General features: G+C 61.1%; 14 protein-coding genes. 9 read left to right on the forward strand and 5 right to left on the reverse strand.

The window, feature by feature from the left end; all coding sequences use genetic code 11:
• The first annotated feature begins 70 nt into the window (after nt 1-70).
• Nucleotides 71-1,450 carry an MFS transporter gene (locus ACO07N_RS07095; protein WP_421980347.1) on the forward strand — a complete coding sequence of 460 codons (1,380 nt, stop codon included), beginning with the start codon at nt 71-73 and terminating at the stop codon, nt 1,448-1,450.
• Between the two features lie 52 nt (nt 1,451-1,502).
• On the opposite strand, the gene purH is transcribed toward ACO07N_RS07095, so the two are convergent.
• The 4 genes from purH to htpX all read right to left on the reverse strand — a co-directional run bounded on the left by purH (nt 1,503) and on the right by htpX (nt 7,598).
• Nucleotides 1,503-3,119 (reverse strand): bifunctional phosphoribosylaminoimidazolecarboxamide formyltransferase/IMP cyclohydrolase, encoded by a 1,617-nt coding sequence (gene purH / locus ACO07N_RS07100; RefSeq protein ID WP_421980348.1) that lies wholly within the window; start codon nt 3,117-3,119, stop codon nt 1,503-1,505.
• 96 nt (nt 3,120-3,215) lie between these two features.
• Nucleotides 3,216-4,892 (reverse strand): heparinase II/III family protein, encoded by a 1,677-nt coding sequence (locus ACO07N_RS07105; protein ID WP_421984392.1) that lies wholly within the window; start codon nt 4,890-4,892, stop codon nt 3,216-3,218.
• A gap of 228 nt (nt 4,893-5,120) precedes the next feature.
• The gene (locus tag ACO07N_RS07110) at nt 5,121-6,497 is read right to left on the reverse strand and encodes an RsmB/NOP family class I SAM-dependent RNA methyltransferase (protein ID WP_421980349.1); all 1,377 of its coding nucleotides are present in this window, start codon (nt 6,495-6,497) and stop codon (nt 5,121-5,123) included.
• Nucleotides 6,498-6,635: 138 nt separating this feature from the next.
• Complete coding sequence (gene htpX, locus ACO07N_RS07115; protein WP_421980350.1) at nt 6,636-7,598, reverse strand: zinc metalloprotease HtpX; 963 nt, start codon at nt 7,596-7,598, stop codon at nt 6,636-6,638.
• 384 nt (nt 7,599-7,982) lie between these two features.
• On the opposite strand from htpX, the gene ACO07N_RS07120 reads away from it, so the two are divergent.
• The 3 genes from ACO07N_RS07120 (at nt 7,983) to ACO07N_RS07130 (ending at nt 10,174) form a co-directional block, all read left to right on the forward strand.
• The gene (locus ACO07N_RS07120; RefSeq protein ID WP_421980351.1) at nt 7,983-9,200 is read left to right on the forward strand and encodes a glycosyltransferase family 87 protein; all 1,218 of its coding nucleotides are present in this window, start codon (nt 7,983-7,985) and stop codon (nt 9,198-9,200) included.
• Nucleotides 9,201-9,372: 172 nt separating this feature from the next.
• Complete coding sequence (locus ACO07N_RS07125; RefSeq protein ID WP_421980352.1) at nt 9,373-9,636, forward strand: DUF1674 domain-containing protein; 264 nt, start codon at nt 9,373-9,375, stop codon at nt 9,634-9,636.
• Nucleotides 9,637-9,655: 19 nt separating this feature from the next.
• Nucleotides 9,656-10,174, forward strand: a complete 519-nt coding sequence (locus ACO07N_RS07130) for a hypothetical protein (RefSeq protein ID WP_421980353.1) — start codon at nt 9,656-9,658, stop codon at nt 10,172-10,174.
• A 2-nt stretch (nt 10,175-10,176) separates the two neighbouring features.
• On the opposite strand, the gene ACO07N_RS07135 is transcribed toward ACO07N_RS07130, so the two are convergent.
• Complete coding sequence (locus ACO07N_RS07135; protein ID WP_421980354.1) at nt 10,177-10,836, reverse strand: SGNH/GDSL hydrolase family protein; 660 nt, start codon at nt 10,834-10,836, stop codon at nt 10,177-10,179.
• Between the two features lie 172 nt (nt 10,837-11,008).
• Here ACO07N_RS07135 and ACO07N_RS07140 point away from each other — a divergent pair, with 172 nt between their 5' ends.
• The 5 genes from ACO07N_RS07140 (at nt 11,009) to ACO07N_RS07160 (ending at nt 17,843) form a co-directional block, all read left to right on the forward strand.
• A complete protein-coding gene (locus ACO07N_RS07140) occupies nt 11,009-12,232 on the forward strand; it encodes an aminotransferase class I/II-fold pyridoxal phosphate-dependent enzyme (RefSeq protein WP_421980355.1) in 1,224 nt (407 codons plus the stop codon).
• Nucleotides 12,229-15,030 (forward strand): DNA translocase FtsK 4TM domain-containing protein, encoded by a 2,802-nt coding sequence (locus ACO07N_RS07145; RefSeq protein WP_421980356.1) that lies wholly within the window; start codon nt 12,229-12,231, stop codon nt 15,028-15,030. Before ACO07N_RS07140 ends, ACO07N_RS07145 begins: the two co-directional genes overlap by 4 nt.
• Nucleotides 15,031-15,114: 84 nt before the next feature.
• Nucleotides 15,115-15,768 carry a LolA family protein gene (locus tag ACO07N_RS07150; RefSeq protein ID WP_421980357.1) on the forward strand — a complete coding sequence of 218 codons (654 nt, stop codon included), beginning with the start codon at nt 15,115-15,117 and terminating at the stop codon, nt 15,766-15,768.
• Nucleotides 15,740-16,753, forward strand: a complete 1,014-nt coding sequence (locus ACO07N_RS07155; RefSeq protein WP_421980358.1) for an ATP-grasp domain-containing protein — start codon at nt 15,740-15,742, stop codon at nt 16,751-16,753. Before ACO07N_RS07150 ends, ACO07N_RS07155 begins: the two co-directional genes overlap by 29 nt.
• 316 nt (nt 16,754-17,069) lie before the next feature.
• Nucleotides 17,070-17,843 (forward strand): sulfotransferase, encoded by a 774-nt coding sequence (locus tag ACO07N_RS07160; RefSeq protein WP_421980359.1) that lies wholly within the window; start codon nt 17,070-17,072, stop codon nt 17,841-17,843.
• Nucleotides 17,844-18,152: the final 309 nt, after the last annotated feature.

Genomic DNA, 18,152 nt, shown 5'->3' on the forward strand with positions numbered 1-18,152 from the left:
GCAAGGTGACGTTGTAAACTCGGGGCCGGCAGTCTTTCTGCCGGTCTTTGCAATCGAAGAAGGACGTCACGTGACGGATGTTTCCACTGACTTTCCGGACAACACGGATCGCCGCGCCATCTGGTCCTGGGCGCTGTTCGACTGGGCGGCGCAACCGTTCTTCACCCTGATCACGACATTCGTCTTTTCCCCCTATTTCGCGTCCGTTCTGGCGGCGACACCCGAGGAAGGTCAATCGCTCTGGGGGTTTGCAACGGCAACGGCCGGTCTCGGCATCGCCTTGCTGGCACCGATCCTGGGGTCGGTGGCCGATGCGACCGGCCAGCGCAAACTCTGGATCTTCCTGTTTTCCATCCCCTTCGTCATCTGCTGCTGGATGTTCTGGTATGCCGCGCCGGGCGGAAGCAACAGCGTCGCCATAGCGCTCGTCGCCTTCGCGATCGGCACGCTCTGCATCGAGGTGGCCACCGTCTTCAACAACGCGATGATGCCGTCGCTCGTCCCCCATGAGAGGGTCGGCAGGCTGTCGAGCTTCGGCTGGGCCATGGGCTATGTCAGTGCGCTCATCACACTGGCAATCGCCCTGTTGCTGTTTTCCGCCAACGCGGAGACCGGCAAGACGCTGGCCGGCATCAGTCCCGTTCTCGGCCTTGATCCGGCAACACAGGAAGGCGACAGGGTCACCGGCCCCTTTTCCGCGCTGTGGTATGTCGTTTTCGTGGTGCCGATGTTCCTCTTCGTGCCGGACACGCCCGCACGGCGGAAAATCGCGACAGCCGTGCGCGAGGGCCTGTCGGAGCTCGCAGCCAGCCTCGCCCAGGCAAGGACAAACCGGAACATCTTCCAGTTCCTGATTGCCAACATGATTTTCAAGGACGGCCTGGTCGCCCTTTTCGCCTTTGGCGGGATCTATTCCGCCGGTCAGCTCGGCTGGGGTTCGATCGAAATCGGCGTCTTCGGCATCATCGTGATCATCACCGGGATCGCCGGTCTTCTGCTGGCCGGTCATCTCGATGACAGGTTCGGCGCGAAACCGGTGATCCTCGTTTCACTTGTCGTTCTGATGATCTGCGGACTGGGCATGATTTCCATCGACAGGACGACGGTCCTGTTTTTCATCAAGACCCAGGAGGCTCCGGCGGGCGCGCAATTCGCCTCCCTGCCGGAACAGATGTTCATCGGCCTCGGCGCGGTCATCGGCGCCGTGTCCGGTCCGCTGCAGGCCTCCTCGCGCAGCCTTCTGATCCGCCTCGCGCCGAAACAGCACATGACGCAGTATTTTGGTCTGTTGGCGCTGTCCGGAAAGGTCACCAGTTTCCTTGCGCCGCTTGCCGTCGGCATCGTCACGGCCCTTTCGGGCAGCCAGGCCGGCGGCATGTCGGTGGTGCTCGTGTTCTTCGCGGTCGGCTTTGCCTTGATGCTCAGCGTGCAGGAAAAACGCGCCGGATAAGTCTCCGGCGCGCGGCAACGGTCCATTTCAGGACGCGGCAGAGTGCTCTTGATCAGTGGCGGAAGTGACGCATACCCGTGAGCACCATCGCAAGTCCGGCCTCGTCCGCGGCCGCGATCACATCGTCGTCTCGCATGGAACCGCCAGGCTGGATGACGGCCGTCGCGCCCGCCTCGGCTGCGGACAAGAGGCCGTCCGCGAACGGGAAGAAGGCGTCGGACGCAACCACGCAGCCCTTGGTCAGCGGCTCGCTCGACCCTGCGGCCTCCGTCGCGTCCAGAGCCTTGCGCGCGGCGATGCGCGCTGAATCCACCCGGCTCATCTGACCGGCGCCGACGCCCACGGTGGCGCCGCCGCGGGCATAGACGATCGCGTTCGACTTCACGTGCTTGGCGACCCGGAAAGCGAATTTCAGGTCGGCAAGCTCCTGGTCGCTCGGTGCGCGCTTGGTCACCACCTTGAGATCCAGGTCGTCGACCACGCCGTTGTCGCGCGACTGCACCAGGAGACCGCCTGCGACCGACTTGACGAACAGGCCTTGCGCGCGCGCATCCGCCAGGCCGCCGGTCACCAGAAGCCGCAGGTTCTTCTTGGCGGCAATGATCTCCCGCGCAGCCTCGTCGGCATCGGGTGCGATGATCACCTCGGTAAACACCTTGACGATCTCTTCTGCTGCTTGTGCATCGAGTGTTTGGTTGAGCGCGACAATCCCGCCGAACGCGGACACGGGATCGCAGCGCAGCGCTTTTTCGTAAGCGTCCCTGAGGCTTGCGCCTTCCGCAACGCCGCACGGATTGGCATGCTTGATGATCGCAACCGCGCTCGTTCGTTCCGGATCGAACTCGCTGACCAGCTCGAACGCGGCGTCGGTGTCGTTGATGTTGTTGTAGGAAAGCGTCTTTCCCTGGATCTGTCGTGCAGTGGCAACGCCGGGCCGGTTTTCCCCGGTCTTGTAGAAGCCGGCCGTCTGGTGCGGGTTTTCACCGTAGCGCATGACCTCGGCAAGCGCCCCGCCGACCGCCCGATGCGCAGGCGTCGTTTCTCCGAGCTGGTCTGCCATCCAGTTGGAAACCGCCGCGTCGTAGGCCGCCGTGCGCGCAAACGCCTTGAGTGCGAGCCGCTTGCGCAGGCCGATCGGTGACTGCCCCTGATTGGCATCCAGTTCCGCGATCACGCCGTCATAGTCGGACGGGTCAGTCACCACGGTGACGTAGGCATGGTTCTTGGCGGCGGCGCGGGTCATGGCCGGCCCGCCGATATCGATGTTCTCGATCCCTGTGGCATAGTCCGCACCCGAGGCGACGACGTCTTCAAAGGGATAGAGATTGCCGCAGAAGAGATCGATCCCGACGATGCCGTGATCCGCCATCGCCGCCTGATGGTCCTGATCGTCCCGGATCGACAGCAGCCCGCCATGGACATTCGGATGCAGCGTCTTCACGCGCCCGTCCATGATTTCGGGAAAGCCGGTCACCTCGGAAATGTCCATGACCGCCAGTCCTGCATCCGCCAGGGCCTTGTAGGACCCGCCCGTCGAAACAAGCTCGACGCCACGTTCGCAAAGCGCGCGCGCGAACTCGACAAGACCGGTCTTGTCGAAAACGGACAGGAGGGCACGCTTGACGGGCACAAGCTCGGGAACGGGAACGGCTTTGGACACAATGGCCATGAATTTGCCTCGCAGAAGGGGACGATCGGGGGGTTCGACGACGCCCTAACATGTCTTCGGCAAAATCGGAAGGTCCGCAGGCGCTGCGAAGCGCGCTTATTCTTCCAGCGGCAACTCGTCCGGTTCGTCGAATTCGCTGGTGCCGCGGCGGCTCAGCTTGGCGGTCGCTGTTTTTCTGAATTGCCAGCCGACCGCCGGTTTTTCGAGCAGCGACCCTGTGACGACGATCTGGTCGGTCTTCCGGTGGCCGTAGACATCGGAAAGATAGATGCTTTCCTCCAGCGACAACTCGCTTCCCGGGGCTTCGAACTCCCAGGCCTCACCGTCCCGGCAGACCATGAGGACAGCGGAGCCGCCCCGCAACATGGAGGTCCTGAGCCCGGGATAGAGATGAAACCGCAGCGCGTAGCGGTGCTCGGCGTCGATCGACCCGAGCGCTCTCACGGTGTCGATGCCGTCAAGGACGGTCCCGTCTCCCGAAAGACGCAAATCGCGCTCGTGGAAGACGTTGAAATCCGATTCATAGCCGTCATGAGAGGCGGTGATGCGGCTTCCGGCCATGTCGTCTTCCCGCTCGAGGGGGACGTAGGACGGACCGGAGAGGATCGGAGAGCCGAGCATCTTTCCGAATGGCTTTTCCGACAGGAACCGGCAAGAGGAGGTGTCCTCGATGGTCAGGGTCGAGTGGGCCGCAGTCGACCGGCTGACCTTTCGCCAGAGCGGATTGGACCGAGGCGATACACCGCAATTCACCACGAGCCTGTTATTGCCCGAGGAAAACTCGAACGACAGGCACCCCGCATGTGCATCGCCGGAGACCGAGAGTGCGGGAACGGGTCCCGTGTCCATCAGAACGACCGAGCTGCCCCCGCTCAGCCTCTGGTAACCCGAGTGCGGCGCGTTCAGGGGCGGGGCACCGCGTGCATCGTCATAGGCAAGGATCGTCGCCACGAGATCGCTCGGCGTCGACCCCATGCCGTTGAAATGGCCCAGCGCACCGTCGCCGTGACGAAAGAAGCGGAGCATTGGCATCATGCGATCCACGGACTGAAGCATCGCCTGCGGCATCTCCAGCCCCTGTGCGACGAACGCCTGCCGAAGCGGCAGAAGATCCGCCAGAATGTCGATCAGCGCGCGCGGATTGCGCGAAACATGTCCGCCGTCGGGCAGGATCTGCCGCGTCAGCTCGTGATCGAGGCGCCGGAAGCTCTGGCGCGCAAACCGGCCCTGGCCCGCCATGGAGATACAGGCGGACGCGATGGCCATGGCAGCCCGCAGCCGGACCACCCCGTCCTCGGTCTCGTTAATCGTCTGACGCAGGTAACGCACCTGTCTTGCAAGCGATTTGACGAACCGCCGGTAAAACTCGTGATCACCATCCTGCAGAATGAAGGGCGAATGGGCCAGCCAGGAGATGATCCGCTGGGTCACGACCGGCGCCTCCCAACCGATCGGATGCCGCCGGCCGCTGTATTTCATCCAGTCTTCGACCAGGACACGCGCATTCTGCCGCGCGATCTGACTGTCGGCGGCCCTCAGGTCCCGCAGCCAGCCGAAACCGTGCAGCTCGCGTTGCCAATCCTCGTGAACGGCGTTCATCTCGAACGGAGACCGTCCCTGCGTTTCAACGAGATGCCCGGAAAACAGGAATCGGCCGCCGTAGATGTCGGCAGCGTTTGTCTCGTCCGCAGTGCGCAAATCCTGCGGAGCGATCAGCAGGCGCGAGGGCACAGACGAAAACGGCTGCAGGCGGAAGAAAGGTCCGCCATGCATCCATTTCAGGGTACGGTGCCAGATATGCAGGGCCACGAGCCGCCAGACGCGGCTTCTTTCGTTCAGGCTAGCTATATTCACCAAACCATCCCCGAGACTGATGGTTTACGCGCAACTATCGTGAATTCTCCGGTTTTCGAACCCTTCAGGGCTCTTCAGTTCTGAAACAGACAATTAAGGTTAGCATTTCATTTAAGGAAACAATGCAAGTGAACGGTTTAAGCTACGTTAAGAGCGCCTGAATCGGGCCGCAAAGAAACCGTCCATTCCGCGGATTTCCTCGCTCTCACCGGCCCTGTGCTGCGGAAGGCAGCGGAGATAACCCTCTTGGGTGATCAGGTGTTCCAGTCCGCCGGCTTCCGCCGCCTCCAAGGGCACAAGATCCACTTTGTCCCGATTGCGGGCTCTGAAATCATCGGCCTGAAGTTCTCCCTCCGCTTTTTCGAGCGAACAGGTGCAATAGACGATGAGGCCGCCCGGCTTGACCCAGTCGAGAACCCTGTCAAGCAACTCGCGCTGGATCTCACCGAGTTTCTCGATGTCATAGGGCTTCTTGATCCATGCCACATCCGGGTGCCGCCGGATCGTTCCGGTTGCGCTGCAGGGCGCATCCAGCAGGACGGCGTCGAACGGGCTCTCTGGCACGTAGGTCCGCAGATCAGAGACAACGGTCGTCACGTCGAGCCTGAGCCGCCGCATGTTGTCTTCAAGCCGCTTCAACCTGCCTTTCGAGATATCGACAGCCGTTACCTCCGCGCCGGCCGCTGCCAGTTGCGCGGTCTTGCCTCCGGGAGCCGCACAAAGATCCGCGACCTTCAGACCCTGGACGTCTCCCAGCAGACGCGCCGGCAGCGATGCGGCCGCATCCTGGACCCACCAGGCACCTTCCTCGTACCCCTCAAGCGCTTCGACCGCTCCTTTCCGGTCCAGTCTGACGCTACCGCCCACGACAATCCGGCCACCCAGCCGTTCGGCCCAGCCCGCCGCATCAGACTTGACGCTGAGGTCGAGCGCGGCCTCGCCCTGATGCGCGGTCGCAATCGCTCTGGCGGTCTCCTCGCCATACCCTTCCGTCCAGCTCTGCCACAACCAGTCCGGCGTGTTCAGCATCTGCGGATCGAGATCCGAAACAAGATCGGCCCGTTCGCGGCCAAGCCTGCGCAGAACCCCGTTTACGAGACCCTTGTAGGGGCGTGCCCTCCGGTCGAGCCCTGCATGATCGACAGCCAGGGAAACGGCGGCCCTGTCCGGCACATCCAGGAAAAGCATCTGCGCGATCGCGATATGCAGGATATCGATCACCCTGCCGGTTTTTTCCGGGATCGGCCGGTCGAGAAGCCGGTCCAGGATTTCGGAAATCTCACCGCGTCGGCGAAGCGAAGCCCCCACGATCGCCCTCACGAGCGCACGATCGTTGCCGGGCAGCGCACGAAACCCCGAATGTCCCGACGAGGCGTCAAGTTCTCCATCCAGCGGCCGCTTCTTGTGGACGACGTTGCCGAGGATGTCCGCCGCGACCTTTCGAGCCGCAAATCCGGGTCTGTCCGGTTGCTCGCTCTCTTTTTTGCCGGACGGACCCGGCCGCCTGTTGCCGCGATTGTTCAAGACGTGTTCCTGCTGAGTGTCGCATGTTCGCGACGAAATCGAAGCGCCGCAGACCGGATCTCCGGCTGCGGCGCGTGTGACAGATTTTACGGCGAATACCAAGGCCGGAAAAGAAAATTCTGAACCTCCGGCAGGCGCTTATCCCCACGGTCCTTTCGAACGCTCCGGCGAACTGTCTGCCGGCCGGCTGCCCATTCCCGACCAGGGACCCGACTGGGGGGCGTTGCCACCGGTCCGGAAAGCCGCATTACCGCCGGTTCCAAGGCCGGAATTCGCCAGCTTGCGCAATTCGTCGATCCGGTTCTGGGTGTTCGGGTGCGTTGAAAACAGATTGTCCATGCGCTCGCCGGACAACGGATTCATGATGAACATGTGCGCCGTCGCCGGGTTGGCTTCCGCATCCGGGTTATGAATGCGCTGTACACCGCCCGCGATCTTGCCGAGCGCGGAGGCCAGCCACATGGGTTCACCGCAAATCTGCGCGCCCATCCGGTCGGCGGCATATTCGCGCGTTCTGGAAATGGCCATCTGCACGACCATCGCCGCCATCGGCGCAACGATCATCATGAGCAGCATGCCGACGATGCCCAGAGGATTGTTCCGGTTGCCGCCGAAGAAAAACGCGAAGTTGGCCAGCATCGAAATCGCACCGGCAATCGTCGCCGTGATCGTCATGATCAGCGTGTCGTGGTTTTTCACATGTGCAAGTTCGTGCGCCATGACACCCGCCACTTCCTCGGGCGTCAGCATGTTCAGCAGGCCTGTCGTCGCGGCGACGGCCGCATTCTGCGGGTTCCGGCCCGTTGCGAACGCATTGGGCTGCGGATTGTTGATGATGTAGACCTTGGGCATCGGCAGGTCGGCGTTCTGCGCCAACTGCTTCACCATTCGGTAGAAATCGGGCATAGAGCGCTCATCGACTTCCTGCGCATGGTGCATGCGCAGCACCATCTTGTCCGCGTTCCAGTAGCTGAACAGGTTCATCGCCGCCGCAATCGCAAGAGCAATCATCATGCCCGCCTGACCGCCGATCATGAAGCCGATGCCCATGAAAAGCGCGGTCATGGCTGCCAGCAGCATGGCTGTGCGTACGTAGTTCATCGCGTGTGGTGTCCGTTTCCTGTTCCGTCTTGCCGGCATCGGCGGTGCCGCCGGCCTGTCAAAATTCCAGACTGAAGATGGGTATTGCCGGCAATCTTGGCAAGTTTGCCCTCTGCGCGCGCCGACATTTCGCTCTCCCGGGCGCATTCGGCACAGCACCGCCCACGCCATAAATTTTTTGAGAAATTGCGAGACGGAACAACGTTTTCGATCGGATTTGATGGTCGGGAAGACGGTTTGCAGGCAGGCGAATAGTGCACAACTTAATCTTGTGCAATCTAGAGTTTAACGGAATCTTCAATCATTGCTGCAACTTAAGGTTTTTACGATTTTCTTTTCACTCTCTTCCGCTGGGTCATCCAATTGTCGTCATCACGAAGCCTTTTGCCCTTCTGGGAATCGCGCGCCATCAAGACCGGTTTCGGCGGCCCGGTCTTCCTGTGGCTGCTCATCATCACCGCGTTCGGAACCCTGGTGTGCCTCTTCAACACAAGAGCTCCTCTCCTCTACCTTCCGTCATCGTTGAAAGACGCCCGGGTCGAGGATATGGCCGCATTCTACCGGGCCTCGGAGATGTCAAATTATGACGCTGTGTCATATGTTTATGACCCAGGCCTATTCCGAGACGGGTTGTCGGAGCGGCTTTCGGATCTGATCTTCCTCAATCCGCCGCACGCCATGCCGGTGTTTCATGTTTTTGCCTGGTTCGACTTCGCGACAGTCAAGATCGCCTTCATCTGCCTCACGCTGATCGCGCTTTTTGCGATCCCGCGCATGGCCGGGCAGACCTTCGCCCTTTCCGCCTTGTTCGCCGCCTCTGCGGCACCCGTTCAAATCCTGCTCAGATTGAACCTGTCCGTCTTCGTGATCGCGCTGATCGTGTTTGCAACCGTCCACGCCAAGTCACGGCCCGTTTTGTCCGGTCTCGCACTTTCGGTTGCAACGATCAAACCGCAATATGGCCTGCTGATCCCCTTCTTCCTGGCCGGCATCGGCGCGTGGCGATGCATTGCCTGGGCGACGCTCGGAACCCTGTTCATGGTTTTGCTGACGCTGATCATGTTCGGGCCCGGTCTCTTTGCAAGCTACCTCGCCTCGTTTTCGACCCCGCTGTATCAGGCTTACGCCTTGACGGCCCTGCAATGGGACACGTCCTTCCGGTCCTTTCTCGGCCGGCTGGATGTCGCGGCGGACCTCAGAACGGCGCTCGTTCTGGCAGCAATTCTTGCCGGCGCGATCTGCGCGTTCCGTCTTCCGAGGACGTGGCCATATGAATTACGGCTCGGCACGGTTCTGCTTCTCGGCGTACTCGTCGCGCCATCCTTCATGTATTACAGCTGGCCCTTGTTTGCGGCCGGTGTTCTGTTTATGGCCCGCGCGTTGCCCGACTGGCCCGTGGAGTTGCAGTTCCTGGCCGGCCTGACCTGGATGCAGCCCCTGATCTACATGCTGCTGCTGTCCCTCGTGCCACCGTCTCTCACCGCGCACGCGGCCGCGGTCTTCGTGTTGACGGCGCTGCTGGTTACGGGCTTCTTTCTGCTCATACGGCGAAGGGCGTCCGGACCCGTGCAACGGGACAGTGAGGTCCTGCAACGCGTGTGACGGTTCGATCAAGCCCGGGCGAGGGCCGCGCCTGGCTGCAATCAGCAAGCTGACGGCGCCCCGTTTCTTGATCGCATGAGGCACCATACCGCTGCAAAAGCTGCCAAGCTTGCCCTATATTGCGTCCGACAGCGCGTTTTCAGCGCATGAACCGAACCTGCCGCAGGCGATCATGACAGACGAACAAGACAATCCGACACACGCCTATCGCCAGAGCGATGTCCCGAGCCTCGCCACCGATATTGAAGACAGACCGAAAAAACGCTTCGAGGATCTGCCGCCCGCCGCCCAGCGCGCTCTGAAAGAGGCCGAGGCACGGCGCCGGGAGATCGACGCGAAACAGGACGCCCTGCCGGACGAAGTGAATGGCCGCGGCGGCCTTGAACCGACCCGTTACGATGACTGGGAAATCAAGGGACTGACCGTCGACTTCTGACGCCAGCAGTGCGGCCATCATGCGCGACGCGCTTGAACAACTCGTGTGCAATTGGGACGGCAAAACCACGTCCACGCTCAAGACCGCCTACGAGAGATTTCATCATCACCCGGATTTCGTCGATCACCTGATCAACCTCAGCGCTGATCGAAGCTGCGACCGCGGTGCAACCTGGCTTCTCAAACATGCGTTCTCGAATGGTGAGCCGAAGCTTTCCGGGGAACGCAGTGCGCGGCACCTCGCGGCCCTCGCCCATCTCAGCCACTGGGAAACCCGCCTTCACCTCCTGCAATATCTCGACCATCTGACAATACCCGGCGAGGCCGAACGTCTCCTTCACGGTTTCATTCTGGAAACACTTGAGGCAGAGAACAGGTTCCTGCGCGCCTGGGGGTATTATGCGCTCGCGCTGCACGCCGAACGGTTCCCGGCACATCAGAATGAGGCTTTGAACCGGCTGAACGAGGCAATGACGAGGGAAACGGCGGGTTCGGTAAAGGTGCGCATCCGCAAGGCCCTGGAGCGCATCAACCCCTGACATCACCCGTCGACAAGCGTCCGAACTTCGGATGCAATCACCCGGGCAAGCTCTGCCTGTGGCGCAGCCTCGAAATGCACCGCGTCCAGGGGACTCGGTGACATGATGCGCCCGACATCGAGAAATGCCGTTCCGTACTGCTCGGCAAGTCCGGCATAGACCCCGGCCAGCCGTCTCGACTGCACACCGCCATGGGCGTTCGAATAAAGGCCCTCATACTCGAGACCCGTGAAATCTCCGAGGGGCGGCGGGGCCATCAGCAGCACTTTCGGCGCACGGCCCTCGACATCGTCTGTCGCCTGGGTTGCCGCAAACAGCACTCTGCCCATCGCAAGGCCGATCGCGTTCGCGCTCATGTTGAAACGGTCCTGCAGATCATTCGATCCAAGCATGATGATCAGGACGTCGATGGGCATGTGGGTCTTGCGCACGGTCATCAGGTGCGCCAGCCCGTTCTTGTCGCCGCGTGTCGGGTCTTCAAAAACGGTGGTGCGGCCGTTCACGCCTTCCTCGATGACGAAGAAACCGGCGCCGAGTTCCTGCTGCAACCGGCGCGTCCAGCGGACATCATGGCCGTATCTGGACTTGTCCGTGGGATTGAACCCCCAGGTGAGCGAGTCTCCGAAGCAGACGACGGAAACGGGATCCTTTTTCAGCGCCATGAACAACCTTTTGCGATCACAATCGGATTTTCTCCCACGAGCTTAAAAAAGAACGGCACGGCAGGCAATCGGCCATCATGAAAGTCACCATTTGTTCCTTGGTTAATCAGAGATTTACCAAGAAGGCGATAGGGTCGGCTCAAAGTACTGCGTAACGACTGCCGGATATTGCATGACTGCCAGCTCTCAAGCCTATACGCGCGGCGCTGTTCTGCCGAGCTCCAATCCTTTTCAGCGCCTTGCCGAACTTCTTGACGGTAAGACCCCCGGACTTGACCCGATCATCATGACGATCGGCGAACCTCAGCACGCCATTCCAGGATTTACGGCAGAGGTTCTTGCCGAGAACATGGCCGATTTCAGGCGCTACCCGCCGATCAACGGCTCGGACGCCTTCCGGAGCGCGGTCGCCGGCTGGCTTGACCGGCGCTACAATCTGGATGGCGCGATCGATCCAAAGGACGGCGTTCTGCCTCTGAACGGATCCCGCGAAGGTCTCTCGTTCGGTGCGATTGCCGCCAGGGACCAGCTGGCCAAGGGTCTGGACCATCCGGTCGTGATCCTGCCGAATCCGTTCTACCAGACCTACGCGGCGGCGGCGCATGTCGCCGATGCGCGCGCCGTGCTTCTCGATGCCGTTCCGGGGAACAATTTCCTGCCGGACCTGGACGCTCTGGATCCGGACCTCCTTGAGGAAACCGTCGCGTTCTATGTCGCCTCGCCGACAAATCCGGAGGGCTTCCCGGCCGACCTCGATTTCTGGACCCGCCTGATCGGCCTTGCACGCAAACACCGGTTCTACATTTTCGCCGACGAATGCTATTCGGAGATCTACCGGAAGACACCGCCAACGGGCATCCTGGAGGCTGCCAGGGCGATGGGCGGCGGCTTCGCCAACATCATTGTCCTCAATTCGCTGTCCAAGCGCTCGAACCTCGCGGGCCTGCGCTGCGGCTTCGCCGCGGGCGATCCCGACTTTCTGCGGAAATGGGCGAAATTCAGGGGGTTGGCTGCGCCGCAGGTTCCGCTGCCGGCGCAAGCCGTGGCGGTCAGAGCCTATCAGGACGAAGACCACGTCATCGAAAACAGGCGGCTCTACAATCAGAAATTCGAGGCTGCCGAGCGGCATCTCGGCCCGATCATGGGCAACGTGACCGCCGAGGGCGGCTTCTTCCTCTGGCTTGACGTCAGCCGCTGGGGCGATGGCATTTCGCTCACCAGCCGGCTTTGGAGCGACTGCGGGGTCAAGGTGGTGCCAGGCGGATATCTCGCGTCCGATCAGTCGGACGGCACCAATCCGGGCCGCGATTTCATTCGCGTCGGACTGACCGCACCGCTCGAGCAAACGGAAATCGCACTTGAGCGGATGGCAAAATGGTTTGGAGAACAGGCATGAGACGCGCCAGCGCAATCCGCGGCAACGGCCGCCGGTCACCCGTCGACCTGTTGGACACCGAAAGCCCGATCAAGCGTTTCCTGAGGCGGAACCTCGTCGGCGCATCCGGGTTGGCCCTCATCGCGCTCGCGGCCATGCTCGCGGCCGCCCTGGCAACATGGTCGGTGAACGACCCGAGCCTCAATCACGCCACCGACGGCACGGTCCGCAATGCGCTCGGCACGCCCGGAGCTGTTGTCGCGGACATCCTCATGCAGACGATCGGGCTGGCGACCGCCGTTTTCCTTGTACCGCTGGTGCTGTGGGGCTGGCGGCTCATGGCGGGGCATGCGCTCGGCATCGGACGCAAGCGGCTGGTGTACTGGCTTGCCGGGTCGGGACTCTCAGCCGGCGCACTCGCGGCGCTGCCGGTCCCGGACAGTTGGCCTCTTCCGACCGGTCTGGGTGGCTTTTTCGGCGACTCCGTCCATCAGGTGCCCGCACTCATCACCGGGAACATGACCTCCGGCGCCGCGACCATCATCGGTGGTCTCGGGCTCGGCGTTCCAGCCATTTTCTTTCTCCTGTCGGCAGCCGGATGGCTGGGTGGCAAGGACAGCTACGATGCGGAAACGGATCCGGCGCATGGCACCCGCGCTGCAGCCGCAAAGGGACACGGCCGGTCGGTTGAAGAGGAACTGGGCCTTGATGACGACGACGCTGAATCAAGAATGTCCCTCTTTTTCAGCGCCATGGTTGGACAGGTCGAGCACTTGCGTCTTCAGGCAACCGCCAAACTCCGCCGTCTCACCGGTTTGAACCGCACCCGGCATGTCGACGAGGACGAAGACTGGGACGAAGACGGTTTCGATGAGGACGACGTCGGGATCGACAGCCACGGCCACGGCGACGGCCGGCGCGGCAGCAGGTTGTCCGCCTTGCGGCGCGCGTTGACAGGGCGGCTGATGCCGAACGACGACGACGGTCTGGACGAATTCTATGACCGCGGCCGCGACGCGGAAGATGAGGATCTGGACGATCCGCTGATAGACGCACCATTCGATGAGGACGGCGAAGGTTTCGAACCCGATGACCTCCTGATCGACAAGGGGCCGGTTGCGGGCCAGCAGGCGATGCCCGTCGGGATCGCGGCACCGAACCAGTCGCAGGCCGCTCCGGGACAGCCTGTTCCCCAGGTGCCTGCCGGCCGTGTTGTGCCGCCCGCTCCCAGGCCGAAACAGAGCAAGCGGGCGATCGAGGAAGCCCAGCCTTCCTTCCTGGGCGCTCCGGAGGAATACGAACTGCCGCCGTTGCGGCTGCTTTCCGAACCGAAGGCAAGCGGCAAGGTTCCCGGCCTGTCGGCCGATGCCCTGGAACAGAACGCGCGCATTCTGGAAGGCGTCCTTGAGGATTTCGGCGTACGCGGCGAGATCATCGAAGTGCGTCCCGGCCCGGTCGTGACCCTCTATGAACTGGAACCGGCTCCGGGCATCAAGTCCTCCCGCGTCATCGGTCTTGCCGATGACATCGCGCGGTCCATGAGCGCGATCTCAGCGCGTGTCGCCGTCATACCCGGGAAGAACGCGATCGGCATCGAGTTGCCGAATGCCCGGCGCGAGACGGTTTTGCTGCGCGAATTGATCGCCGCCCAGGATTTCGAAAAGTCCAAGGCCAAGCTGCCGCTTGCGCTCGGCAAGACGATCAACGGCGAAAGCGTCGTCGCCGATCTCGCACGCATGCCGCATCTGCTCGTTGCCGGGACGACCGGCTCGGGCAAGTCCGTGTCGATCAACACCATGATCCTGTCATTGCTGTACCGGCTGACGCCGGAACAGTGCAAACTGATCATGATCGACCCCAAGATGCTGGAACTGTCCATTTATGACGGCATTCCGCACCTCCTCACACCGGTCGTGACCGATCCGAAAAAAGCCGTCGTCGCCTTGAAGTGGACCGTCCGCGAGATGGAGGACCGCTACAAGAAGATGTCCAAGATGGGTGTCCGCAACATCGACGGATACAACACGCGCATCAAGCAGGCGCTTGAAAAGGGCGAGAGCTTCACCCGCACCGTGCAGACGGGATTTGACCGCGACACCGGCCAGCCGATCTACGAGGAAGAGGAACTGCCGCTCGAGAAGATGCCCTATATCGTCGTGATCGTCGACGAGATGGCCGATCTGATGATGGTCGCAGGCAAGGACATCGAGGGGGCGATCCAGCGCCTTGCCCAGATGGCACGCGCCGCCGGTATTCACCTGATCATGGCCACACAGCGCCCCTCGGTCGACGTGATCACCGGTACGATCAAGGCCAACTTCCCGACCAGGATTTCGTTCCAGGTAACCTCCAAGATCGACAGCCGGACGATCCTCGGTGAGATGGGCGCCGAACAGCTCCTCGGCATGGGCGACATGCTGTTCATGCTGGGCGGCGGGCGGATACAGCGCGTTCACGGCCCCTTCGTCTCCGACGACGAGGTCGAGGACATCGTCAAGCATCTGAAGGTCCAGGGCACGCCGCAATATCTTGAAGCCGTTACGGAAGAGGACGAAGAAGCCGAAAGCCCCTATGATGGCGGCGGCGGCGGCGGACTTGCCGGCGGCGGCGAGGGCAACGAGCTCTACGACAAGGCCGTCGCGATCGTGCTGCGCGACAAGAAGGCGTCGACATCCTATGTCCAGCGGCGGCTCTCGATCGGCTACAACCGGGCCGCATCGCTCATCGAGCGTATGGAGCAGGAGGGGCTGATCAGCTCGGCCAACCATGCCGGCAAGCGGGAAATTCTCGTGCAAAACGGTGTCGAGGAAGAGTTTTAGGCCGCAAATGCCAAAGCTTTGCCACACAGGCGCATTACCTGGGGTATAGTATTCGCGTCATTTAACGACTTAGGACATTGCATCATGCCGACACGCTTTGCCTCCCGTCTTGCCGAACACATTGGCCGCCTTTTTTTGGCGGCATGCCTGGTGCTCGCCTGTCTGCTGCCGGCGCACGCGCTGACACAACAGGAACAAAAGACGCTCAAGGAGCTGAGCAGCTTTTTCAACTCCGTGAAAACCATGCACGGCGACTTCATCCAGTTCGGTCCGGACGGCAGCCAGTCCGACGGCAAGTTCTACATGGCCCGCCCCGGCAAGGTCCGCTTCTACTACAACAAGCCGTCCGTTCTCGACATCGTCGCCGACGGCAAATCCGTTTCCGTCCGGGACCGCAAGCTCAACACGCAGGATATCTGGCCTCTGGGACAGACCCCGCTCCGTTTCCTGTTGTCCGATACCATAGATCTCGAGAAAGACACGAATGTCACCAACGTCCTTGTCGAAAAGGACCTGATCACCGTCACGATTTTCGACAAGACACGGTTCAATTCAGGGACGTTGACGCTGATCTTCGACACCGACAACTTCGCCCTGAAGCAATGGACCGTGACCGATCAGCAGGGCTACGACACATCCGTTGCCGTCTATAACGTCGTTTCCAACGCCCCGACCAACCCCGATCTCTTCAAGATCGACTATCTGGCCAATGCCAACCAGCGCAAAGGCCGGAATTGACCGGGACGGCGCGGCCGCAAGAACGGACACAGGCGGCCGGTCGCTCGTTTTCGAACTGCTTGAGCATTACTGCGCCGAACACGGTCTCCGCCTGACCGCCGGCGACAGCCGTGGCCATGCCGGCTGCGTTGAGGACGGACGCGGCAAGCGCTGGTTCTTCAAGGGGACACGCTTTGACATCAATTCGCTCGGCAGTGCCGAGATCGCGAATGACAAGGCCTATTCGCTTCGCTTCCTTGAACATGCAGGTGTTCGCGTCCCCGAAAGCCTGCTTGTCTTCGGCCCGGAAATCCGCACGGGCCGTCAGCTGCCCGCAGCCGTTTTGCAGTTCGTTGAAGACCACGGCTTTCCCCTCTTCCTGAAACCCAACATCGGCCAGGAAGGGCAGGATGTCTTGTGCATTCACGACATTGCGGAATTGCGCGACATGCTGCATCGGCTTTCAGATACGCACCCGCAGCTGCTTTTGCAGCCGGAAGTTTCCGGCCGGGATCTGCGCGTCATCATTCTTGACGGCGAAGTCCTGTGCGCCGTCGAACGCCGGGCAGCCCGGGTGACGGGCGATGGAAGACAAAGCATTGCCGCGCTGATCGGCACTCACCCCAGGATCGCGCCGTCCGACGGCAGGATCGATGCCGCACTTGCCCGCCAGGGGTTCACCCGCGATAGCATACCCGGCGCAGGCGACAGGGTGGCACTTCTGCCCGTGACCAATCTTTCCGCCGGCGGAACCGCCGACATCGTGACCGGCCAGCTTGCACCCGGGATCCTGGAGGCCGCGCGCAAGGCAGCTGCCGTGCTGGGTCTCAGATATGCGGGCGTCGACATGATCCTCACCGGGAGCGCTCCATACGCCGCTGAGGCTGTCATCCTGGAGGTCAACGCTGCCCCCGGGCTGAGCAATCTTTATCGGCAGGGCTCCAGCGAGGCGGCATGCGTCAGGGCCGTCTACGGCTCGCTTTTCAGTAGATTGTTTGAAAACTAATTCGAATTTGTCAGTATTAATCGTCGATTATAAATAATCTAAAATAGACTTTAGATCTAAATTCGTTGTTTCAAATTAAATTTTGCAAGATTTGATTGCAATTCTTCCCTTCAACAAAAAACAGCCATGTTTCGTGTTTCACTTCTCTAGATGCCGCTGATCGCCGGCTGTGAACGCTGCTCGACAGGAACAGATTTCTGACACTCGAAATCGGGCGGGCGTACCGAAGGTGATCAATGGCAGGTGGTTGGGGTATGGCGCGTTTCGTCGAACGGAAGAGTTCGGGTGGGAACCGCTCGATTAGGAGATCAAGAAGATGTCGAATGTATTGCCGCTCCGGGAGGACAGTTTCCAACTGCACAGGCAGTATCCTTCGCTTTATTTTCCCAGGGACGGGTACGTCTTTGTCGTGGCGTTCGGGCGGTCAGGATCGACGCTGACGCAGCATTTGCTGAATTCCATTCCTGGCTATTTCGTGCGTGGCGAAAACTGCAATGCGCTTGTCCATCTCTGCCGTTCGGTCACCGCTATTCGCGGCGAAGGGAATTTTCAGCAGCGGCAGGAACCGCAGCGGTCGATCATTTCCAGCGAACGGCCCTATTTCGGCAAGATGGTCGGTACGTCGCTCGATCCCTGGTACGGCATGGAGGACGTCAGTGTCGACGACTATGCGCTGAGCCTCTTCGATACCTTCGTCTCGAAGGTGCTCTGTCCGAAAGGGGATGCCCGCGTTCTCGGTTTCAAGGAGATCCGGTATCACAACGATCCGAAATATTTCCCGAAGTTTCTCGATACCATCCGAACCTATTTTCCGGGCAGCCGCTTCATTTTCCAGAACCGCGCCTTTGAAAATGTGGTCAAGTCGTCGTTCTGGAAAAACATGCAGCCCGCTGACGTCCGCCGGAAATGGAACAATTTCGAGGAACTGACCGCAGCCTATGCGGAGACGAATCCCGAGGTCTGCCACCGCCTGAGATACGAAGATTATCTGGAAGGCGCCGGCAAGCTCGAACCCTTGTTCGACTTCCTCAAGGAGCCGTTTGACGCGGTCAAGTTGACCGAGCTCCTCGAAACCCGGCTGAAACACTAGAGCAGTTTCCGACCAATTTGAATCATTTGATGCGGATATCCGGTTCACTCGGCCAGGCGGGTCACGAAGCGCGATGCGGTGCATCGTGCAAGTGGCACAACGCAGCCGATGGGCTGGATATCCTCACCCTTTGTGGAACGCATTCAAGCGACAAACATCAAGATTGGCCGGGCCCTTTTCCGCTCTGGCGTCGTTGGTTCACCCTTGTGGTGGGCAACACCACGGCGGGCGAACCGTCTCGCCAGCGCGAAAAAGGGCCTCGGTCAAATGATCCAAATTGGTCGGAAAATGCTCTAGGTTCTGGTCAGG

Origin of the sequence: Roseibium sp., from assembly GCF_965229775.1 — a bacterium.
In the GTDB taxonomy this organism is placed as follows: domain Bacteria; phylum Pseudomonadota; class Alphaproteobacteria; order Rhizobiales; family Stappiaceae; genus Roseibium.

Coding starts and splice junctions, on each gene's coding strand:
- purH (WP_421980348.1), bottom strand. CDS start 3,119: ATGGCCATTGTGTCCAAAGCCGTTCCCGTTCCCGAGCTTGTGCCCGTC.
- ACO07N_RS07105 (WP_421984392.1), bottom strand. CDS start 4,892: ATGCATGGCGGACCTTTCTTCCGCCTGCAGCCGTTTTCGTCTGTGCCC.
- htpX (WP_421980350.1), bottom strand. CDS start 7,598: ATGAACTACGTACGCACAGCCATGCTGCTGGCAGCCATGACCGCGCTT.
- ACO07N_RS07125 (WP_421980352.1), top strand. CDS start 9,373: ATGACAGACGAACAAGACAATCCGACACACGCCTATCGCCAGAGCGAT.
- ACO07N_RS07130 (WP_421980353.1), top strand. CDS start 9,656: ATGCGCGACGCGCTTGAACAACTCGTGTGCAATTGGGACGGCAAAACC.
- ACO07N_RS07135 (WP_421980354.1), bottom strand. CDS start 10,836: ATGGCGCTGAAAAAGGATCCCGTTTCCGTCGTCTGCTTCGGAGACTCG.
- ACO07N_RS07140 (WP_421980355.1), top strand. CDS start 11,009: ATGACTGCCAGCTCTCAAGCCTATACGCGCGGCGCTGTTCTGCCGAGC.
- ACO07N_RS07145 (WP_421980356.1), top strand. CDS start 12,229: ATGAGACGCGCCAGCGCAATCCGCGGCAACGGCCGCCGGTCACCCGTC.
- ACO07N_RS07150 (WP_421980357.1), top strand. CDS start 15,115: ATGCCGACACGCTTTGCCTCCCGTCTTGCCGAACACATTGGCCGCCTT.
- ACO07N_RS07155 (WP_421980358.1), top strand. CDS start 15,740: ATGCCAACCAGCGCAAAGGCCGGAATTGACCGGGACGGCGCGGCCGCA.
- ACO07N_RS07160 (WP_421980359.1), top strand. CDS start 17,070: ATGTCGAATGTATTGCCGCTCCGGGAGGACAGTTTCCAACTGCACAGG.